The 14,968-nt window shown below is 50.1% G+C and carries 17 protein-coding genes and 4 pseudogenes; 13 read left to right on the forward strand and 8 right to left on the reverse strand.

Translation table 11 applies throughout. From position 1 onward, the window contains the following. The first annotated feature begins 148 nt into the window (after positions 1-148). From FHC52_RS17935 to dbpA, 4 genes are all read left to right on the forward strand, one after another. Positions 149-1,291: a methyl-accepting chemotaxis protein gene (locus FHC52_RS17935; RefSeq protein ID WP_023292274.1), complete on the forward strand. Its 1,143-nt coding sequence runs from the start codon at positions 149-151 to the stop codon at positions 1,289-1,291. A gap of 155 nt (positions 1,292-1,446) precedes the next feature. After that, a complete protein-coding gene (gene zntB / locus FHC52_RS17940; RefSeq protein ID WP_023292275.1) occupies positions 1,447-2,430 on the forward strand; it encodes a zinc transporter ZntB in 984 nt (327 codons plus the stop codon). Between the two features lie 291 nt (positions 2,431-2,721). Next, a complete protein-coding gene (locus FHC52_RS22800) occupies positions 2,722-2,886 on the forward strand; it encodes a hypothetical protein (protein ID WP_304665500.1) in 165 nt (54 codons plus the stop codon). Between the two features lie 27 nt (positions 2,887-2,913). After that, positions 2,914-4,287 carry an ATP-dependent RNA helicase DbpA gene (dbpA, locus tag FHC52_RS17945; RefSeq protein ID WP_220420171.1) on the forward strand — a complete coding sequence of 458 codons (1,374 nt, stop codon included), beginning with the start codon at positions 2,914-2,916 and terminating at the stop codon, positions 4,285-4,287. Positions 4,288-4,329: 42 nt separating this feature from the next. Here the strand turns inward: dbpA and ttcA are convergent, their stop codons facing one another. Together ttcA and FHC52_RS22805 are read right to left on the reverse strand one after the other, a co-directional pair. Next, positions 4,330-5,265 carry a tRNA 2-thiocytidine(32) synthetase TtcA gene (gene ttcA / locus FHC52_RS17950; protein WP_008501267.1) on the reverse strand — a complete coding sequence of 312 codons (936 nt, stop codon included), beginning with the start codon at positions 5,263-5,265 and terminating at the stop codon, positions 4,330-4,332. A 35-nt stretch (positions 5,266-5,300) separates the two neighbouring features. Further along, positions 5,301-5,390 (reverse strand): annotated as a pseudogene (locus FHC52_RS22805) (hypothetical protein); the annotation flags it as partial. A gap of 152 nt (positions 5,391-5,542) precedes the next feature. Between FHC52_RS22805 and FHC52_RS17955 the strand changes: the two are divergent. Further along, positions 5,543-6,259 carry a YnfC family lipoprotein gene (locus tag FHC52_RS17955; RefSeq protein WP_220420172.1) on the forward strand — a complete coding sequence of 239 codons (717 nt, stop codon included), beginning with the start codon at positions 5,543-5,545 and terminating at the stop codon, positions 6,257-6,259. On the opposite strand, the pseudogene FHC52_RS17960 reads toward FHC52_RS17955, so the two are convergent. After that, positions 6,224-6,465, reverse strand: a pseudogene (locus FHC52_RS17960) (transposase); the annotation flags it as partial. The gene FHC52_RS17955 and the pseudogene FHC52_RS17960 sit on opposite strands and share 36 nt — an antisense overlap. 54 nt (positions 6,466-6,519) lie before the next feature. Continuing rightward, positions 6,520-6,888, reverse strand: a complete 369-nt coding sequence (locus tag FHC52_RS17965; RefSeq protein WP_084832007.1) for a hypothetical protein — start codon at positions 6,886-6,888, stop codon at positions 6,520-6,522. A 286-nt stretch (positions 6,889-7,174) separates the two neighbouring features. On the opposite strand from FHC52_RS17965, the gene FHC52_RS17970 reads away from it, so the two are divergent. Continuing rightward, positions 7,175-7,690 (forward strand): GNAT family N-acetyltransferase, encoded by a 516-nt coding sequence (locus FHC52_RS17970; RefSeq protein WP_220420173.1) that lies wholly within the window; start codon positions 7,175-7,177, stop codon positions 7,688-7,690. A 33-nt stretch (positions 7,691-7,723) separates the two neighbouring features. Here FHC52_RS17970 and FHC52_RS17975 read toward each other — a convergent pair. The 3 genes and pseudogenes from FHC52_RS17975 to FHC52_RS17985 form a co-directional block, all read right to left on the reverse strand. Then, positions 7,724-7,996 (reverse strand): annotated as a pseudogene (locus FHC52_RS17975) (ASCH domain-containing protein); the annotation flags it as partial. Positions 7,997-8,048: 52 nt separating this feature from the next. After that, a complete protein-coding gene (locus tag FHC52_RS17980) occupies positions 8,049-9,017 on the reverse strand; it encodes an IS5 family transposase (protein ID WP_080940268.1) in 969 nt (322 codons plus the stop codon). A gap of 33 nt (positions 9,018-9,050) precedes the next feature. Further along, positions 9,051-9,200, reverse strand: a pseudogene (locus tag FHC52_RS17985) (ASCH domain-containing protein); the annotation flags it as partial. A 288-nt stretch (positions 9,201-9,488) separates the two neighbouring features. On the opposite strand from FHC52_RS17985, the gene FHC52_RS17990 reads away from it, so the two are divergent. The 7 genes from FHC52_RS17990 (at position 9,489) to FHC52_RS22810 (ending at position 13,309) form a co-directional block, all read left to right on the forward strand. Continuing rightward, a complete protein-coding gene (locus FHC52_RS17990; RefSeq protein ID WP_126287803.1) occupies positions 9,489-9,698 on the forward strand; it encodes a hypothetical protein in 210 nt (69 codons plus the stop codon). 202 nt (positions 9,699-9,900) lie between these two features. Then, the gene (locus FHC52_RS17995; RefSeq protein ID WP_220420174.1) at positions 9,901-11,424 is read left to right on the forward strand and encodes a cyclic diguanylate phosphodiesterase; all 1,524 of its coding nucleotides are present in this window, start codon (positions 9,901-9,903) and stop codon (positions 11,422-11,424) included. 95 nt (positions 11,425-11,519) lie between these two features. After that, positions 11,520-11,873, forward strand: coding sequence for a DUF1294 domain-containing protein (locus FHC52_RS18000; protein ID WP_021240259.1), 354 nt, complete (start codon positions 11,520-11,522; stop codon positions 11,871-11,873). A 178-nt stretch (positions 11,874-12,051) separates the two neighbouring features. After that, positions 12,052-12,501, forward strand: a complete 450-nt coding sequence (locus FHC52_RS18005) for a hypothetical protein (RefSeq protein ID WP_021240258.1) — start codon at positions 12,052-12,054, stop codon at positions 12,499-12,501. A gap of 39 nt (positions 12,502-12,540) precedes the next feature. Continuing rightward, positions 12,541-12,738 carry a hypothetical protein gene (locus FHC52_RS18010; RefSeq protein ID WP_008501277.1) on the forward strand — a complete coding sequence of 66 codons (198 nt, stop codon included), beginning with the start codon at positions 12,541-12,543 and terminating at the stop codon, positions 12,736-12,738. Between the two features lie 2 nt (positions 12,739-12,740). Continuing rightward, entirely contained in the window at positions 12,741-13,163 is a 423-nt protein-coding gene (locus tag FHC52_RS18015) for a GFA family protein (RefSeq protein ID WP_008501278.1), read from the forward strand. 68 nt (positions 13,164-13,231) lie between these two features. Beyond that, positions 13,232-13,309 (forward strand): hypothetical protein, encoded by a 78-nt coding sequence (locus tag FHC52_RS22810; RefSeq protein ID WP_223239581.1) that lies wholly within the window; start codon positions 13,232-13,234, stop codon positions 13,307-13,309. A 338-nt stretch (positions 13,310-13,647) separates the two neighbouring features. On the opposite strand, the gene ompC is transcribed toward FHC52_RS22810, so the two are convergent. Continuing rightward, positions 13,648-14,808: a porin OmpC gene (gene ompC, locus FHC52_RS18020; protein ID WP_008501279.1), complete on the reverse strand. Its 1,161-nt coding sequence runs from the start codon at positions 14,806-14,808 to the stop codon at positions 13,648-13,650. Positions 14,809-14,968 lie beyond the last annotated feature (160 nt).

Genomic DNA, 14,968 nt, shown 5'->3' on the forward strand with positions numbered 1-14,968 from the left:
GTCTAAATAGGCTGATTCAAGGCATTTACGGGAGAAAAAATCGGCTCAAACATGAAGAAATGAAATGACTGAGTCAGCCGAGAAGAATTTCCCCGCTTATTCGCACCTTCCCTAGATGCCGACCAAAATATAAAATGTGGGTATCATCATGCTAAGAAATATTAGTGTCCGAACCTTTATTATCGGGTTCCTTTTATCGCTATTTTTGGTAAACGCAGGTGTCGTTGTTCTAATTTCCAGCAAGCCCTCTCTCTTTATTTCCCTTAACGCTATCAATTTCGTTGCGCTATTTTTGCTTTGGGTCTATATGACCCGGTATCTTGTGACGCCGATCAATACGGTGAAGAAAAGTATTGAAGAGGTGACTGCCGGCAACCTGGGGGTTTCTATCCCGGAGTTTGGCAATAACTGTGCGGGGCGACTCATTCCCGGGATCAACAGCCTGTCCGGCAACATTGCGACGCTGGTGCGTGAGATCAGGGCGTCATCGCAAACCGCCATGACCTTATCGGATCAGCTCTCGACACGTAGCGCTCAGCTCTCGGTCAAAACCGAACAGCAGTCTGCGTCTTTAGTGCAAACCGCAGCCAGCATGGAGCAAATGGCGGCGAGCACTAAAAATAACGCCGATAACACCCGCCTGGCGAGTGAACAGGCGAATATGGCGACGCTGCAGGCGCGTAAAGGCGGGGAGCTGATGGGGCAGGTTGCCAACAATATGCAGTCCATTACCGAATGCGCCCAGCAGATGACGGAGATTATTTCGCTGATTGACGGCATTGCGTTCCAGACCAATATTCTGGCGCTCAACGCGGCCGTTGAGGCGGCAAGAGCGGGCGACCATGGAAAAGGTTTTTCTGTCGTTGCGGAAGAGGTCAGAAACCTGGCGCACCGCAGCGCAGAGGCCGCGAAGAATATCAAAGCGCTGATTGAAGTCACCAGCAGTAACGTCACGCAGGGCGCGACCGTGGTGTCGCAGGCAGAGAAGAATATGCATGAAATCGTGACGGGCTCGGGAAACGTCAGTCGCTTAATGGATGAAATCTCCGCGTCGACGTCTGAGCAGGAGAAAGGTATTTCCCAGATCACGCTGGCGCTATCGGAGCTGGAGCGGGTCACGCAAAGCAACGTGGCGATGGCGGAGGAACTCAACGGCTCCTCGGATGTACTGCGCAATCAGGTGATTGAACTCCAGGCCCGCACGCGGAATTTCAGATTGGATCACGGGTCTTCGTCTCCATTACCGACCGGCTCACCCTCCTTCCTCCAGCAGCCAGAGCACTCTCTCTGAAAGCGACACAAAGCCTGGCATGCCAGGCTTTTTTCATACATCTGCCCACCCAGCTCAATTCCCGAGCGATTTCAGCGCGATGGAATACATAGTTGTTGCTTAACCCCTCGTGAAAGCTAGACTGACACCGAAAGAGTTAAAAAGGTGGAGGTGCTGTGGAAAGCATTAAAGGATCTGAACTTAACGTTCCTGACGCAGTTTTTGCGTGGGTGCTGGACGGCCGCGGCGGTGCCCGACCGCTGGAAGATAATGATGTGATCGACAGTGCGCATCCCTGCTGGCTGCATCTGAACTATACCCATCCGGACAGCGCTGACTGGCTGGCGTCGACCCCGCTCTTGCCCAATAACGTGCGCGATGCGCTGGCGGGTGAAAGTCTGCGGCCCCGCGTAAGCCGCATGGGTGACGGGACGCTGATTACCCTCCGCTGTATTAACGGCAGCACGGATGAACGTCCGGATCAGCTGGTGGCGATGCGGGTCTATATGGACGATGGGCTGATTGTCTCCACCCGACAGCGTAAGGTCCTGGCGCTGGATGACATCGTCAACGATCTGAAAGAGGGCACCGGGCCGATCGACTGCGGCAGCTGGCTGGTGGACGTCTGTGACGCGCTTACCGATCACGCCAGTGAGTTTATTGAAGAGCTGCACGACAAAATCATCGACCTGGAAGATAACCTGCTCGATCAGCAGATCCCGCCGCGCGGTTTTCTGGCCTTATTGCGCAAGCAGCTGATTGTTATGCGCCGCTACATGACGCCGCAGCGCGACGTGTATGCGCGGCTGGCCAGCGAAAGGCTCGCCTGGATGAACGACGACCATCGGCGCAGAATGCAGGATATTGCCGACAGGCTGGGCCGCGGGCTGGATGAAATTGATTCCTGTATTGCCAGAACGGCGGTGATGGCGGACGAAATCGCGCAGGTGATGCAGGAGTCGCTGGCGCGAAGAACCTATACGATGTCCCTGATGGCGATGGTGTTTTTACCGAGCACGTTTCTGACCGGGTTGTTTGGCGTCAACCTGGGCGGAATTCCGGGTGGCGCTTATCGCTACGGTTTTACGGCGTTTTGCGTGATGTTAGTTGTTTTGATTGGGGGTGTTGCATGGTGGTTGCATCGTAGTAAATGGCTGTAAATTTACGCTTTTTTCATCTTTTTCCGGGATTAAAACGCTCTTTTAATTGAGCGAAGTCAATAAACATCTACCCCGTAAGGTGCAATATTACTCCCGCAGGTGAATGCAACGTCAAGCGATGGGCGTTGCGCTCCATATTGTCTTACTTCCTTTTTTGAATTACTGCATAGCACAATTGATTCGTACGACGCCGACTTCATAGTCGGCTTTTTTTTGCCTCCTGATTCTGAGCGTCTACCCTAAAAGGGATGACAGCAAATTATGGAGGGAATGATGAGCATCCTTAACGCTCTGCTACTGCCACAATCGCGTCAATCCGATCCTATCCCCAGCGATCCGGTACCTATGCCCGATCCCATCCCGCGTCCCCAGCCGATGCCCGACCCGCCGCCCGATGAAGAACCGATTAAATTGTCGCATCGGACCGCGAGATCTGCGAGGATACGCGCCATCTGACCGCAAAGATCACCACGAGAGACAATTGTGACCGCTTTTTCTACCCTGAATGTTCTGCCCGATGCCCAACTCGCTAACCTCAACGAGTTGGGATACCTCACGATGACGCCTGTTCAGGCGGCCGCCTTACCCGCCATTCTTGAGGGCCGTGACGTGCGCGTGCAGGCGAAAACGGGCAGTGGGAAAACGGCGGCCTTTGGCCTTGGCCTGTTGCAGCATATCGATGCGGCGCTTTTTCAGACCCAGTCTTTGGTGCTGTGTCCGACCCGCGAGCTGGCAGACCAGGTTGCGGGTGAACTGCGTCGCCTGGCACGTTTCCTGCCAAACACCAAGATTTTAACCCTCTGCGGCGGGCAGCCGTTCGGTGCCCAGCGTGATTCGCTGCAGCATGCGCCGCACATTATTGTCGCGACGCCGGGACGCCTGCTCGATCACCTGCAAAAAGGCACGGTCTCACTGGATGCGCTACAAACGCTGGTGATGGATGAGGCCGATCGGATGCTGGATATGGGCTTCAGCGAGGCCATTGACGAAGTGATCCGTTTCGCACCAGCCGATCGCCAGACGCTTCTGTTCTCCGCAACCTGGCCGGAAGCTATCGCCGCCATCAGCGGGCGCGTGCAGAAAAATCCTCTTACCATTGAAATCGACAGCGTAGATGCGCTGCCGGCCATCGAACAGCAGTTCTTTGAAACTTCGCAGCAGGGGAAGATCCCGCTCCTGCAGAAATTACTGAGCCAGCATCAGCCTGCCTCCTGCGTGGTGTTCTGTAACACCAAAAAAGACTGTCAGTCGGTTTGTGATGCCCTGAATGCCGCCGGGCAGAGCGCACTGTCGCTGCATGGCGATCTTGAACAGCGCGATCGCGATCAGACGCTGGTCCGTTTCGCCAACGGCAGCGCCCGCGTGCTGGTGGCGACCGACGTCGCCGCGCGCGGCCTGGATATCAAATCGCTTGAGCTGGTGGTGAACTTTGAGCTGGCGTGGGATCCGGAAGTACACGTGCACCGTATTGGCCGTACCGCGCGCGCAGGAAACAGCGGTCTGGCGATCAGCTTCTGCGCACCTGAAGAGGCGCAGCGCGCCAATATTCTCTCTGAGATGCTGCAGATTAAGCTGAACTGGATGAATCCCCCAACCGGCGTCAGCCTTGTGCCGCTGGAGGCCGAAATGGCGACCCTGTGCATTGATGGCGGTAAAAAAGCCAAGATGCGTCCTGGTGATGTACTCGGTGCACTGACCGGGGATGTAGGGCTGGACGGGGCGGATATCGGTAAGATTGCGGTCCATCCGGCGCATGTCTATGTCGCGGTTCGCCAGGCGGTTGCCCATAAGGCATGGAAGCAGCTGCAAAACGGGAAAATTAAGGGTAAAACCTGCCGCGTACGTCTGCTGAAATAAAGCATGAAGCGTCTCAGAAGGTGTCTCTGAGACGCTAACCGCTTACTTCACTTCAAGCACGTTCAGACGCAACGCTTCAAACTGATTGTCATCGTCTTCCGGCTGCCAGCCTGCTGGCTGCATCGGGATCTCTTCCCTGTCAAACGCAAGATCGCCGCCGTTCACGACTTCTGACTCGTGATTGATGCCTTTAAAGTCGAACAGTTCCACATCCGCGAGATGGGAAGGGACGACGTTCTGCATGGCGCTGAACATGGTTTCGATACGACCCGGATAGCGCTTATCCCAGTCTCGCAGCATGTCGCCAATCACCTGACGCTGCAGGTTCGGCTGAGAGCCGCAGAGGTTACATGGAATGATCGGGAACCCTTTCGCCTGAGAGAAACGCTCAATGTCTTTTTCACGACAGTAGGCAAGCGGGCGGATCACAATATGTTTACCGTCATCACTCATCAGCTTAGGCGGCATACCTTTCATCTTGCCGCCGTAGAACATATTGAGGAACAGCGTTTGCAGGATATCGTCGCGGTGATGGCCCAGGGCAATTTTGGTCGCGCCCAGCTCGGTCGCGGTGCGATACAGAATACCGCGGCGCAGACGAGAGCACAGAGAGCAGGTGGTTTTCCCTTCAGGGATTTTCTCTTTCACAATACCGTAGGTATTTTCTTCGACAATTTTGTACTCAACGCCCAGATTTTCGAGGTATTCCGGCAGAATGTGCTCCGGGAAGCCCGGCTGTTTCTGGTCAAGGTTGACCGCCACCAGGGAAAAATTCACCGGCGCGCTTTGCTGAAGATTACGCAGGATCTCCAGCATGGTGTAGCTGTCTTTACCCCCTGACAGGCAAACCATGATGCGGTCGCCTTCTTCAATCATGTTGAAGTCTGCAATGGCTTCGCCCACGTTACGGCGCAGTCGCTTTTGCAGTTTATTCAGGTTGTATTGCTCTTTTTTGTTAATCTCTTGATTCTGTTGCATTGAGTACTACCTTCGGAGCCAGCAGGGGCAAAAATTGTATGCCGCGTATGGTACGGATTCCGGCGGCGAATGCCAGCACGTTTTACTGCTGCGTGAAATCTGGCGCCGATGCGTGATAAAGGGTAGCGTTCAGACGTTTGGATACGATAGCGACTTTACGGCAAACGGCCCAGTTGTGGCGCAATCATCTCCGCCAGTATCAATGTTGAAGATTAGCAGTAAGCATGCTGTAATGAGCTTACGTAATTTGAGGGTAACTTGAGCTTAGATTTTAAAAATGATAAAAACTTCTACTCTTTTCCTTTGTATTTCCTTATTTTCAAGCATGGCTTTTGCAGAAAATCACTACATACCTCTACTTTATAACTTATCGACTATGTTTGATTTCAATCCAGTTAAGGGGGCTGTTAAATCCTTAGATACTGATGTTGAGGAGAATGGAAAAATTACTTATAAAATCTCCATCAGACTGAATAAAAATGGTTGTGTTGATAGCTTAAACCTTGATAATGTTTCTTCTGGGCATGAAACCATTCTAAAATATACAAATGGAAGTCTTATTGGCCATAGAGATGGCAAGCCTTTCTCAATACAACTTGATGAAAAGTGTCACATTTTGAGTAAAAATGAAAACGGTGACGAGTTGCGTTACACTCTTTACCCGAATGGATTAATTAAAGACACCTATTTTTTAGGCAAAAAAATATCTGAACATTTTTATGATGAAGACGATAATTTGACGCGCTCTGAATTTTATAGTTCAGAAAGCATTATGTCTAAAAATGAAATATCTTATGTTGATAAAAAAAGAAAGCCTCTTGATTATAAACTAATAAACTCATCAGTTTTCTCGGAGGGGTATACAGCAACCAGTTCTTGTCATTATAACGAAATGCTTGTGCCTGAAATATGTAATGCCACAGTACAGAACGCAGGTAATCCGGCGCCGAAACCAGTTTCAATGACAGCGCAAACGAAAGTTGAATTCTACTAGATTAAAACGATTCCAATAAGCTACCTCCGGCGTCAGGTTATTCAGGCATTCATGAGGACGCTCGCTGTTGTATTCATTCAGCCAGCGTTCAGTGATTTCCCGTGCTTCATTCAGCGTTCAGAACAGGTAAAAATCCAGGATTTCTGTCCGGTACGTCCCGTGAACCGTTCGATAAACGCATTCTGCGTCGGCTTACCCGGCTTGACTTGCTGATCGGATAAACCATTACAATGTTCATCTGCGGTTGGGCTTGATAATGGCTAACTCCATTTAAACGATGCGTTTTCTTTATTGAATGTTATTGATGCATTACTCCATTCCTTGCCATCAAGTAACATTTCCACACACTGGGTAGGGTAGAGGTCATCGGCTGGCTGGAACCGCTCATATTCGGAGTCAGGGTTAAGCATCACATCATGATTAACGTTGACTATCCATCCATCGGGGTTTTCAGGATCGGATTGGCGAGTGCATAGCAGTCTGGCCTGGTAGAAGTCATCCGGGAGCCCTTCCAGCATGCAACCGGTAGCCCACTGGATAAGCTGTTCATTTGAATATTTCTGAGGAGCGGTATGTGTTTCTTGCTGTTTGCTTATTAATCGCTTAAATGTGTTCAGAAAGGGGAACATGCCATTTTCCTTTAGCTTGTAAGTTAAGCATTGTAGGGCAATTAGCGAGATTAGATCCATTCAATGGTTAATATCACCGCTAGCGCATAACGCCATTGATTTTCCTTCCATGGGAGAAAGCAGTCATTATTTGATATAAAATCTTCGACAAGACGTAAACCAAAGCACAAGCCCTGCGCCACCCATGATCCCTGTGTGCCAGAGCGGAAGTAACTTACATTGTGCTAGGGTGTTTTATCGGGACGAGTTCAACGAAGGTCCTGGCTGAATGCAAGAGGAATTTAAGATGAATGTAGAAACGGTCCGCTTAATCCTGGAACCCTTTAATGATTCACATTATGAAGGCTTAAGGGTAATGGATAGTGATGCTGAGGTGATGCGCTATATCAATAAGGGTATCGTTAAAACGCCCGAAGAAACCTGGGAGGGCATCAGAAGGGTGCAGGCTCGCTGGGATAAGTATCACTTCTCGTGGTGGGCTATCAGAGAGAAATCTTCTGGTGCGATCGTTGGTGCAGCATGCCTCCAGCACCTGGCGAACGTGGAGGGGGCACCATTAGAGATTGGCTGGCGCCTCGTTCCTGAACACAATGGCAAAGGCTATGCTACAGAGGCAGCGAAAGCGATCGTTGATTACGCTGTAGAACGGGTGGGAGCATCTTATCTGGTGGCCTTGGCCGATCCAGAAAATATCGCATCGCAGCGTGTAATGAAAAGGTTAGGTATGTCTTATAAAGCCATAGAGCGGCATTACGATACGGAATGCGTTGTGTATGAGCTTAACATGAGTAAGCCTGCTTAATTTAGCGACATATCTCTGCCACTTTATCTCAGCTTACAGCACCTCAACCAATTCAAATTCTTCTGCGATCAGTTCCATATCTTCAGAAAAATGGCCTTCGCGGAAGAAAAATCGCTGATGCTCTTTCCGCCAGTATTCAAGGCTTAAATCACCTTCACCCTCTTTGCGAGCGAATTCCTCATTAACATCGCAAAAACGAACCAGCCGCATGGAAACCAGCCGGATCACACAGACCGGGACATTCTGACCATCAAGGATTATGTTGTAGCTTCCTATCCGTGGAGCAGATACATCCTGCGAGTGGCTTTGTTGAATAAATCAGATTTCGGGTAAGTCTCCCCCGTAGCGGGTTGTGTTTTCAGGCAATACGCACGCTTTCAGGCATACCTGCTTTCGTCATTTTGTTCAGCGCTCGTACCAGGGCCATAGCCTCCGCAACCTGACCATCGTAGTCACGCAGCGTCAGTGAACCCCCGAACAGCTGTTTTACCCGGTACATCGCCGTTTCCGCTATCGAGCGACGGTTGTAATCTGTTGTCCATTTCCACCGCGCATTACTCCCGGTCATTCGCTGATTAGCCACTGCACGGTTACGGTCTGCATATTCACCGGGCCAGTAACCCGCACCTTTTCGGGGAGGGATAAGCGCGCTGATTTTCTTACGCCGCAGTTCATCGTGACAGAGCCGGGTGTCGTAAGCGCCGTCTGCCGATGCTGCCCTGATTTTTCTGTGAGTCTGCCGGATAAGCCCCGGGAAGGCTTCTGAGTCCGTCACATTGTTCAGCGACAGGTCTGCACAGATGATTTCATGTGTGTTGCTGTCAACTGCCAGATGTAACTTTCGCCATATACGACGGCGTTCCTGGCCATGTTTTTTGACTTTCCATTCGCCTTCACCAAAGACCTTCAGCCCGGTGGAATCAATCACCAGATGCGCGATTTCACCCCGGGTAAACGTTTTGAAACTGACATTAACCGACTTTGCGCGCCTGCTGACACTGGTGTAATCCGGGCAGCGCAACGGAACATTCATCAGTGTAAAAATGGAATCAATAAAACCCTGTGCAGCCCGCAGGGTCAGCCTGAACACGCGTTTAATGACCAGAACGGTGGTGATGGCGAGATCAGAATAGCGCTGAGGTCTTCCCCGTGATGAAGGCGTTGTCGACTCATACCAGTCCTGAATAGCTTCATCATCCAGCCAGAAAGTTATGGAGCCACGGTTGATGAGGGCTTGATTGTAGGTGGGCCAGTTGGTGATTTTGAACTTTTGCTTTGCCACGGAACGGTCTGCGTTGTCGGGAAGATGCGTGATCTGATCCTTCAACTCAGCAAAAGTTCGATTTATTCAACAAAGCCCCTGCGAGTACGAGGCAAAAGATCCGCAGGTGGCCGTTTTGAGCCCTTTTTTAATCAGGTCCGCAAGCGCGTTCGCCAGTTCCGGGCTGTCACCCATTTGCCAGGCCGCTGCGCCTGGGTACTTCATTTTTAATTCCTCAACCTTAACCATTGAAATCCCTTCTCAACCCTTGACCATAAGAAACATAATAGCGGTTTTAGCATAAACTCCCTCGATATTTGAAGCGTAATCGGCTTTCCTTCTACTTTTGTACACAGGCTGGCTGGAATACATAGGGTTGCATGCATTGGTTGTGTAAATATATTCTTATGGGGGTATCTGTGTGGTGTATCTGCTGCCTGCACCCCGGCGCGTGACGTTATAATCAGTAACGAGTCATCGGGATGCTATCGGCACCACGCATTTTCTGTAACTTTTATCCCATTGGAAGGGGTTAGCGTGTTCAAGCTTAATACATCTCTACTGGCGGTTTTGCTGCTGTCAGGCTGTAGCTCCGATCTGGTTCTCAACCCACCTAAGCAACCTGAATACAAGTCGATGCCTGAAATAACGCAGTCTGTGACGCCATCACAACAGCGTGCAATCATGGCTGGCGAGCGGCCTGACTGGTCAGAAAGAACGCCGGTCAAGACAATAAAGCAATACTAATAAGCACTTAACAACCAGGGCTGCCGTTCGGCGGCCTTTTTATTTACCCATTTGAGAAGGTGCAAAGACGGAGCCTGGTTTGGGGAAAATTTCTGACGGCGGACATGGTATTTCTTTCTTTATCAACCATGCTTAAGGCGAAGATAATTCAATCACTTCAGCATCACCGAAGCGGCAACGTCACTCGAGTCGAGAACCCTGAATGCGCAATGCACCTATCTCCATAGCTGCAGCCACGGCAATTTTTGTGCTGGGCGTTTTTATCATCAATATCCAGGTCTGGTACTCGGCGCGGGCTGACAGCCTTGCCGGGGCGCACTACGTCGTCAGGAATATGCACGTCATTCTTACAGAAGCGCATCATGCGACCCAGGTTGCAATGCGGCTTGCTGAGAATGAGTGTGATGCTGAAGGACAGTATCGGCTCGGCACTGAAGCGGCATTACAACCCCATCTGAGAACGATCGTTATTCTGAAAAAAGATGTGGTCTGGTGTTCCTCCTTGCCGGGAAACCGCTTGTTGTTGGTTAACGGGTCAGCGCTGCCTGAAGCGCCATTGTTACTTGTTCCATCGAAAAGTACGGTCAACGGCCTGCCGGTTCTCTTATACCAGACAAATCATGCCGGAAGCCGAATCATGGTGAGCATCAGCGACAGCCATATCCGGGATGCGCTGAATATGCCACTACGTGGCGTGGCGTATTCGCTGCTGGTCGGCAATCGTCGTTTAGGCCAATCTGGCGATGTCTTGACGGCAGCCCATTCAAACAACGATGTTCTGACGGTAAAAGACGTTGATTATGCCTTCGCGATTCAATTTAACGCTCCGCCTCTTTTTAGCCTAACGCGATTATTCGACCAGGCCGGTGGAGTGGTGTTATTTCTACTGCTCGTTTCCTCTCTTTCTGCTTATCTTCTGCAGCGATATCTGTCTAAGGATATTTCACCGGAAGAATCGCTGCGTACCGCCATCTACAGAAATGAAATTATTCCCTATTACCAGCCCGTCGTGAGCGGAAAAGAGGGCACCTTGCGCGGTGTAGAGGTGCTGGCAAGATGGAAGCATCCGCAATCCGGGTTTATTTCTCCCTCGTCATTTATTCCTCTTGCTGAAAAAACAGGGCTAATAATTCCACTAACCCAAAGCTTAATGCGTCAGGTTGCAACGCAGATGAATGCAATTTCTACGCTGCTGCCGGAAGGATTTCATGTCGGGATTAACTTCAGTGCGTCTCATATCGTTGCCTCTACCTTTTTTGAAGAGTGTCTGAATTACAAGCGCAGCTTTGTTCAACAGGATCTTAATCTCGTTGTGGAGGTGACCGAGCGTGAACCTCTCCACGTAGATGAACATCTCGTTAAGACCCTGAATGGGCTGCATAACAAGGGATTTGCAATCGCGCTGGATGATTTTGGAACGGGATATTCTGGCCTGTCCTACCTGCAGGACCTGCATATTGATTACATCAAAATCGACCAAAGCTTTGTTGCCAGGGTTAATGCCAATGAGGATTCCACCCTGATCCTGGATTCGGTACTGGAACTGGCAAAAAAACTGTCAATCCGTATTGTGGCGGAAGGGGTTGAAACCCAGGAACAGCTTGATTACCTCATGCGCAATAACATCACGTTTTTACAGGGCTACTTCTTCTACAAACCCGTTCCTTTTAAGGAGTTGATAAAAATTCTGTTATCGAAGCCAAAGGTTAAAGTGAGGGTGGAGTGACGTTTGTCCTGTTGTCAGCCATTCCCGCCCGATACATTCATAAGTAGCGTATAATGCGGCGTCGAAAACCGCTCAACACTTCTCTGGCCAGTACTATGACCCTCAATCGCGTTTGTTATTTACTTCTGATCTTTGCTGCGATCGGCAGTCTTTTTACCTCGAGCCCTTTGGCTATGTGGTTTCTGCTGATCAATATGCTGACGTTGGTCATGTATGGTGCCGATAAAATGGCGGCGCGGAAAGGCATGCGCAGGGTTCCGGAAGCCACGCTGCTGGTATTTGGCGTAACGGGCGGCTGGCCTGGCGCGATTGTAGGCCAACAGCTCTTTCGCCATAAAACACAAAAGCAGCCGTTTAAAACCTACTTCTTCTTAAGCATTGTCGTTAGCATCGCCGTGATGGCGGCGGTTTACCATTTCTCGCCTGTTTCTTCTTTATGGCCGTTTTGACATCAAGTTAACCTGAGTTTTTCAGATGCCAGCACTACGTTGATAAGAACGGTCATTCGGATAGTGCGTCGTGAATAAATCCTCCATCACTGCCAATAGTAGTAGGACTATTCTTAAGTTGTTGCTGTTTTTTGCACAATCTGAATAATACGTGCAACAACACGGACGACAACATCCCATGAAAATAGTCTCTATTACGCTGGCAGCGCTGGTGCTTTATTCTGCACCTGCCTGGTCCGCTTTTCAGGAGCGGGAATATAATACCTGGTATATGAAAAATGCGGTGCTTTATGATATGACGCAGACCTCGGAAGGTTTTCCCGTCATGGTAAGCGTATCCCAGCCTGGGAGAAAATCCGCTAATTTGCTGGTGTCATATATTACGGAAGGCCGCTGTGGTGAGAATAATCTACCGCTTAATGTGAATGGTAAAGTGCTGCCCGCCAAATATAATTGTGTCCAAATAGGGAAGAACAGAATTGAACATTTTTCAGTGGTGGATGCGGACAGCGTCAATGGCATGGTGACGCATCTGAAATCTGATTTCACTATTCTCCTGCAAAACGATATCAAAATTTGGGCAGCAAATATCAAAGCGCCAAAATACGGGCTAACCCCGCGCTTTTAAAATCATGCTACGCTTGTTTGTTGTATCAGGAGCATGAGTATGAAGAACAAAGACGAACAAACAGGATTAGTGGGGCTGGCGATTGGGGCGGCCGTTATTGGGCTGGTTTCTGCCCAGAAACCAATCGATCGCGACAGCATTGTTGATGAGCTGGTCAGGCTCGGCAGGCAGAAAGGCGATGGTGTAGAAGATGAGGTTTTCGTCAAGGCTGCTGACCTGGTGAGGAAGGGGATCTAGCCATGGCTGATATTCGTCATGCGCAGTGCCATTGTGGCGCGGTGGCCTTTACCGTTGCGCTAACGGATGGCCTGAATACCGCGCGGCGCTGCAGTTGTTCCTTTTGTCGCATGCGGGGTGCGGTCGTCGTCTCTGCGCCGCTGTCAGGGATTACCGTGACCAAAGGTGAGGATAAGCTCACGGAGTACCGCTTCAATACGGGAACAGCACGACACTTTTTCTGCTCGGTGTGCGGAATTTACACGTTCCATCAGCGGCGTTCTAATCCAAACGAATACGGCGTGAATGTGGCCTGCTTTGATAACGTCTCACCGTTCGATTTCCCTGAAGTGACGGTGATGGACGGGGTTAACCATCCCTCGGATGGAGATAGCGGGGTGTTTGGCTACCTCTCTTTTCGCAAGAAAGGAACAGGTCAGGCGTAATTGCCGCCTGGCCACTCTGTAATCAGCCTGGCTATAGTGGAGGGTGGTTATCTGAAACAGGAGAAACTATGCTTTGTGTTGAAAAAGACGATCCGCGTGAGGCCCCTGAATCAGGTGATAAAAAGCCTCAACCCGTAAAAAAATAACGCAACCTGTGCGTTTTCCCGCCACCGGCACTGCTGGTGGCTTTTCATTTCTCAGGGAATACTGTTAACCGCCATCCAGGTGGTTCAACACAGCGCTGAGATGCCCGACAATATCAGCAAAATCAAAAATTAACGCCATCCAGATGAGCGCTAAAAGAGTTAGTACGACAACGGATACACGACCAAACAACGCTGTTATCCTTAGTGATGGAAAGGCTATCACCTGAGTTTAAACAGCTTTACCTCAACTTACCCTCAACCACGTGATTTCAGAACCTGCTTTTTGTGACGAACGTCAAGAGATGGGTGAGCCCGCATACTGATGCGGGCTCTGGCAATCAGAACTGGTAAACCAGGCCCAGTGCCACGACATCATCCGTGCCGATGCCGTTGTTTTTGTAGAAGCTGTCATCTTCATCCAGCAGGTTGATTTTGTAATCAACGTAGGTGGACATGTTTTTGTTGAAGTAATAGGTTGCGCCGACGTCAGCGTACTTAACCAGATCCTGGTCGCCCTGGCCGTTGCCAAGGTCCTTGCCTTTAGACTGCAGGTAGGAAAGGGACGGACGCAGGCCGAAGTCGAACTGGTACTGTGCGGTCACTTCGAAGTTCTGGGTTTTGTTGGCAATACCGCCGCCTGAAGTGCTGTCACTGGAACCGTATGGCGTCATATTGCGGGTTTCAGAGTACATTGCCGCCAGGTAGATATTGTTAGCGTCATATTTCAGACCCGCGGTCCATGCGTCCGCTTTATCGCCGCCAGCATATTGAGATGCTGCACCGGTGCCTGCGATCACCTGGTCATTAGTACGATCTGAAGAGGTATACGCTGCACCCGCAGTAATCCCCATGCCAAAGTCATAGGTTGTGGAGATACCGAAACCGTCACCGTTTTGGTTACGAATGTTGTTATCAGAACGGTTGTTCGTTCCTTCCTGAGAACAACCATTCTCGTCACAGTTGCTGCCTTCATTTTTGCCCTGATACTGCAGCGCAAAGTTCAGACCCTGCACCAGACCATAGAAGTCGGTGTTACGGTAGGTTGCTACGCCATTGGCGCGGCCGGTCATGAAGTTGTCGGCTTTGGTGTAGGAGTCGCCGCCGAACTCAGGCAGCATATCGGTCCAGCCTTCCACGTCGTACAGTACGCCATAGTTACGACCGTAATCGAAGGAACCGTAGTCACCCACTTTGATACCGGCGAAGGCCAGACGCGTCCAGGACTGGTTATCAGACCCTTCGGTGTTATTGGCCTGGATGTTGTATTCCCACTGTGCGTAGCCAGTCATCATGTCGTTGATCTGGGTTTCGCCTTTAAAGCCCAGACGCATGTAGGTTTGATCCCCGTCAGCGCCTTTATCATCGGAGAAATAGTGCAGACCATCTACTTTTCCGTACAGATCTAATTTGTTACCGTCTTTATTATAAATCTCTGCTGCATGAGTTGCGCCAGCCATTAACAGAGCCGGAATCATCAGGGCCAGTACTTTTCTTTGCATTTTGATATTCCTTTGCGGTTGTTTTTATTTAATTACCTGTTGAACTTTCCGAATGCGAAAGTTGTCTCATGCTAAATCACTCCCGTGTAAGAGTAATAAATTATAATTGTTACGAACTAAGTAAAATCTAAACTGAATACATCAACGGTAATGGTCATTG

This window comes from Enterobacter sp. EC_64 (assembly GCF_019584165.1).
Taxonomy (GTDB): Bacteria; Pseudomonadota; Gammaproteobacteria; order Enterobacterales; family Enterobacteriaceae; genus Enterobacter; species Enterobacter roggenkampii.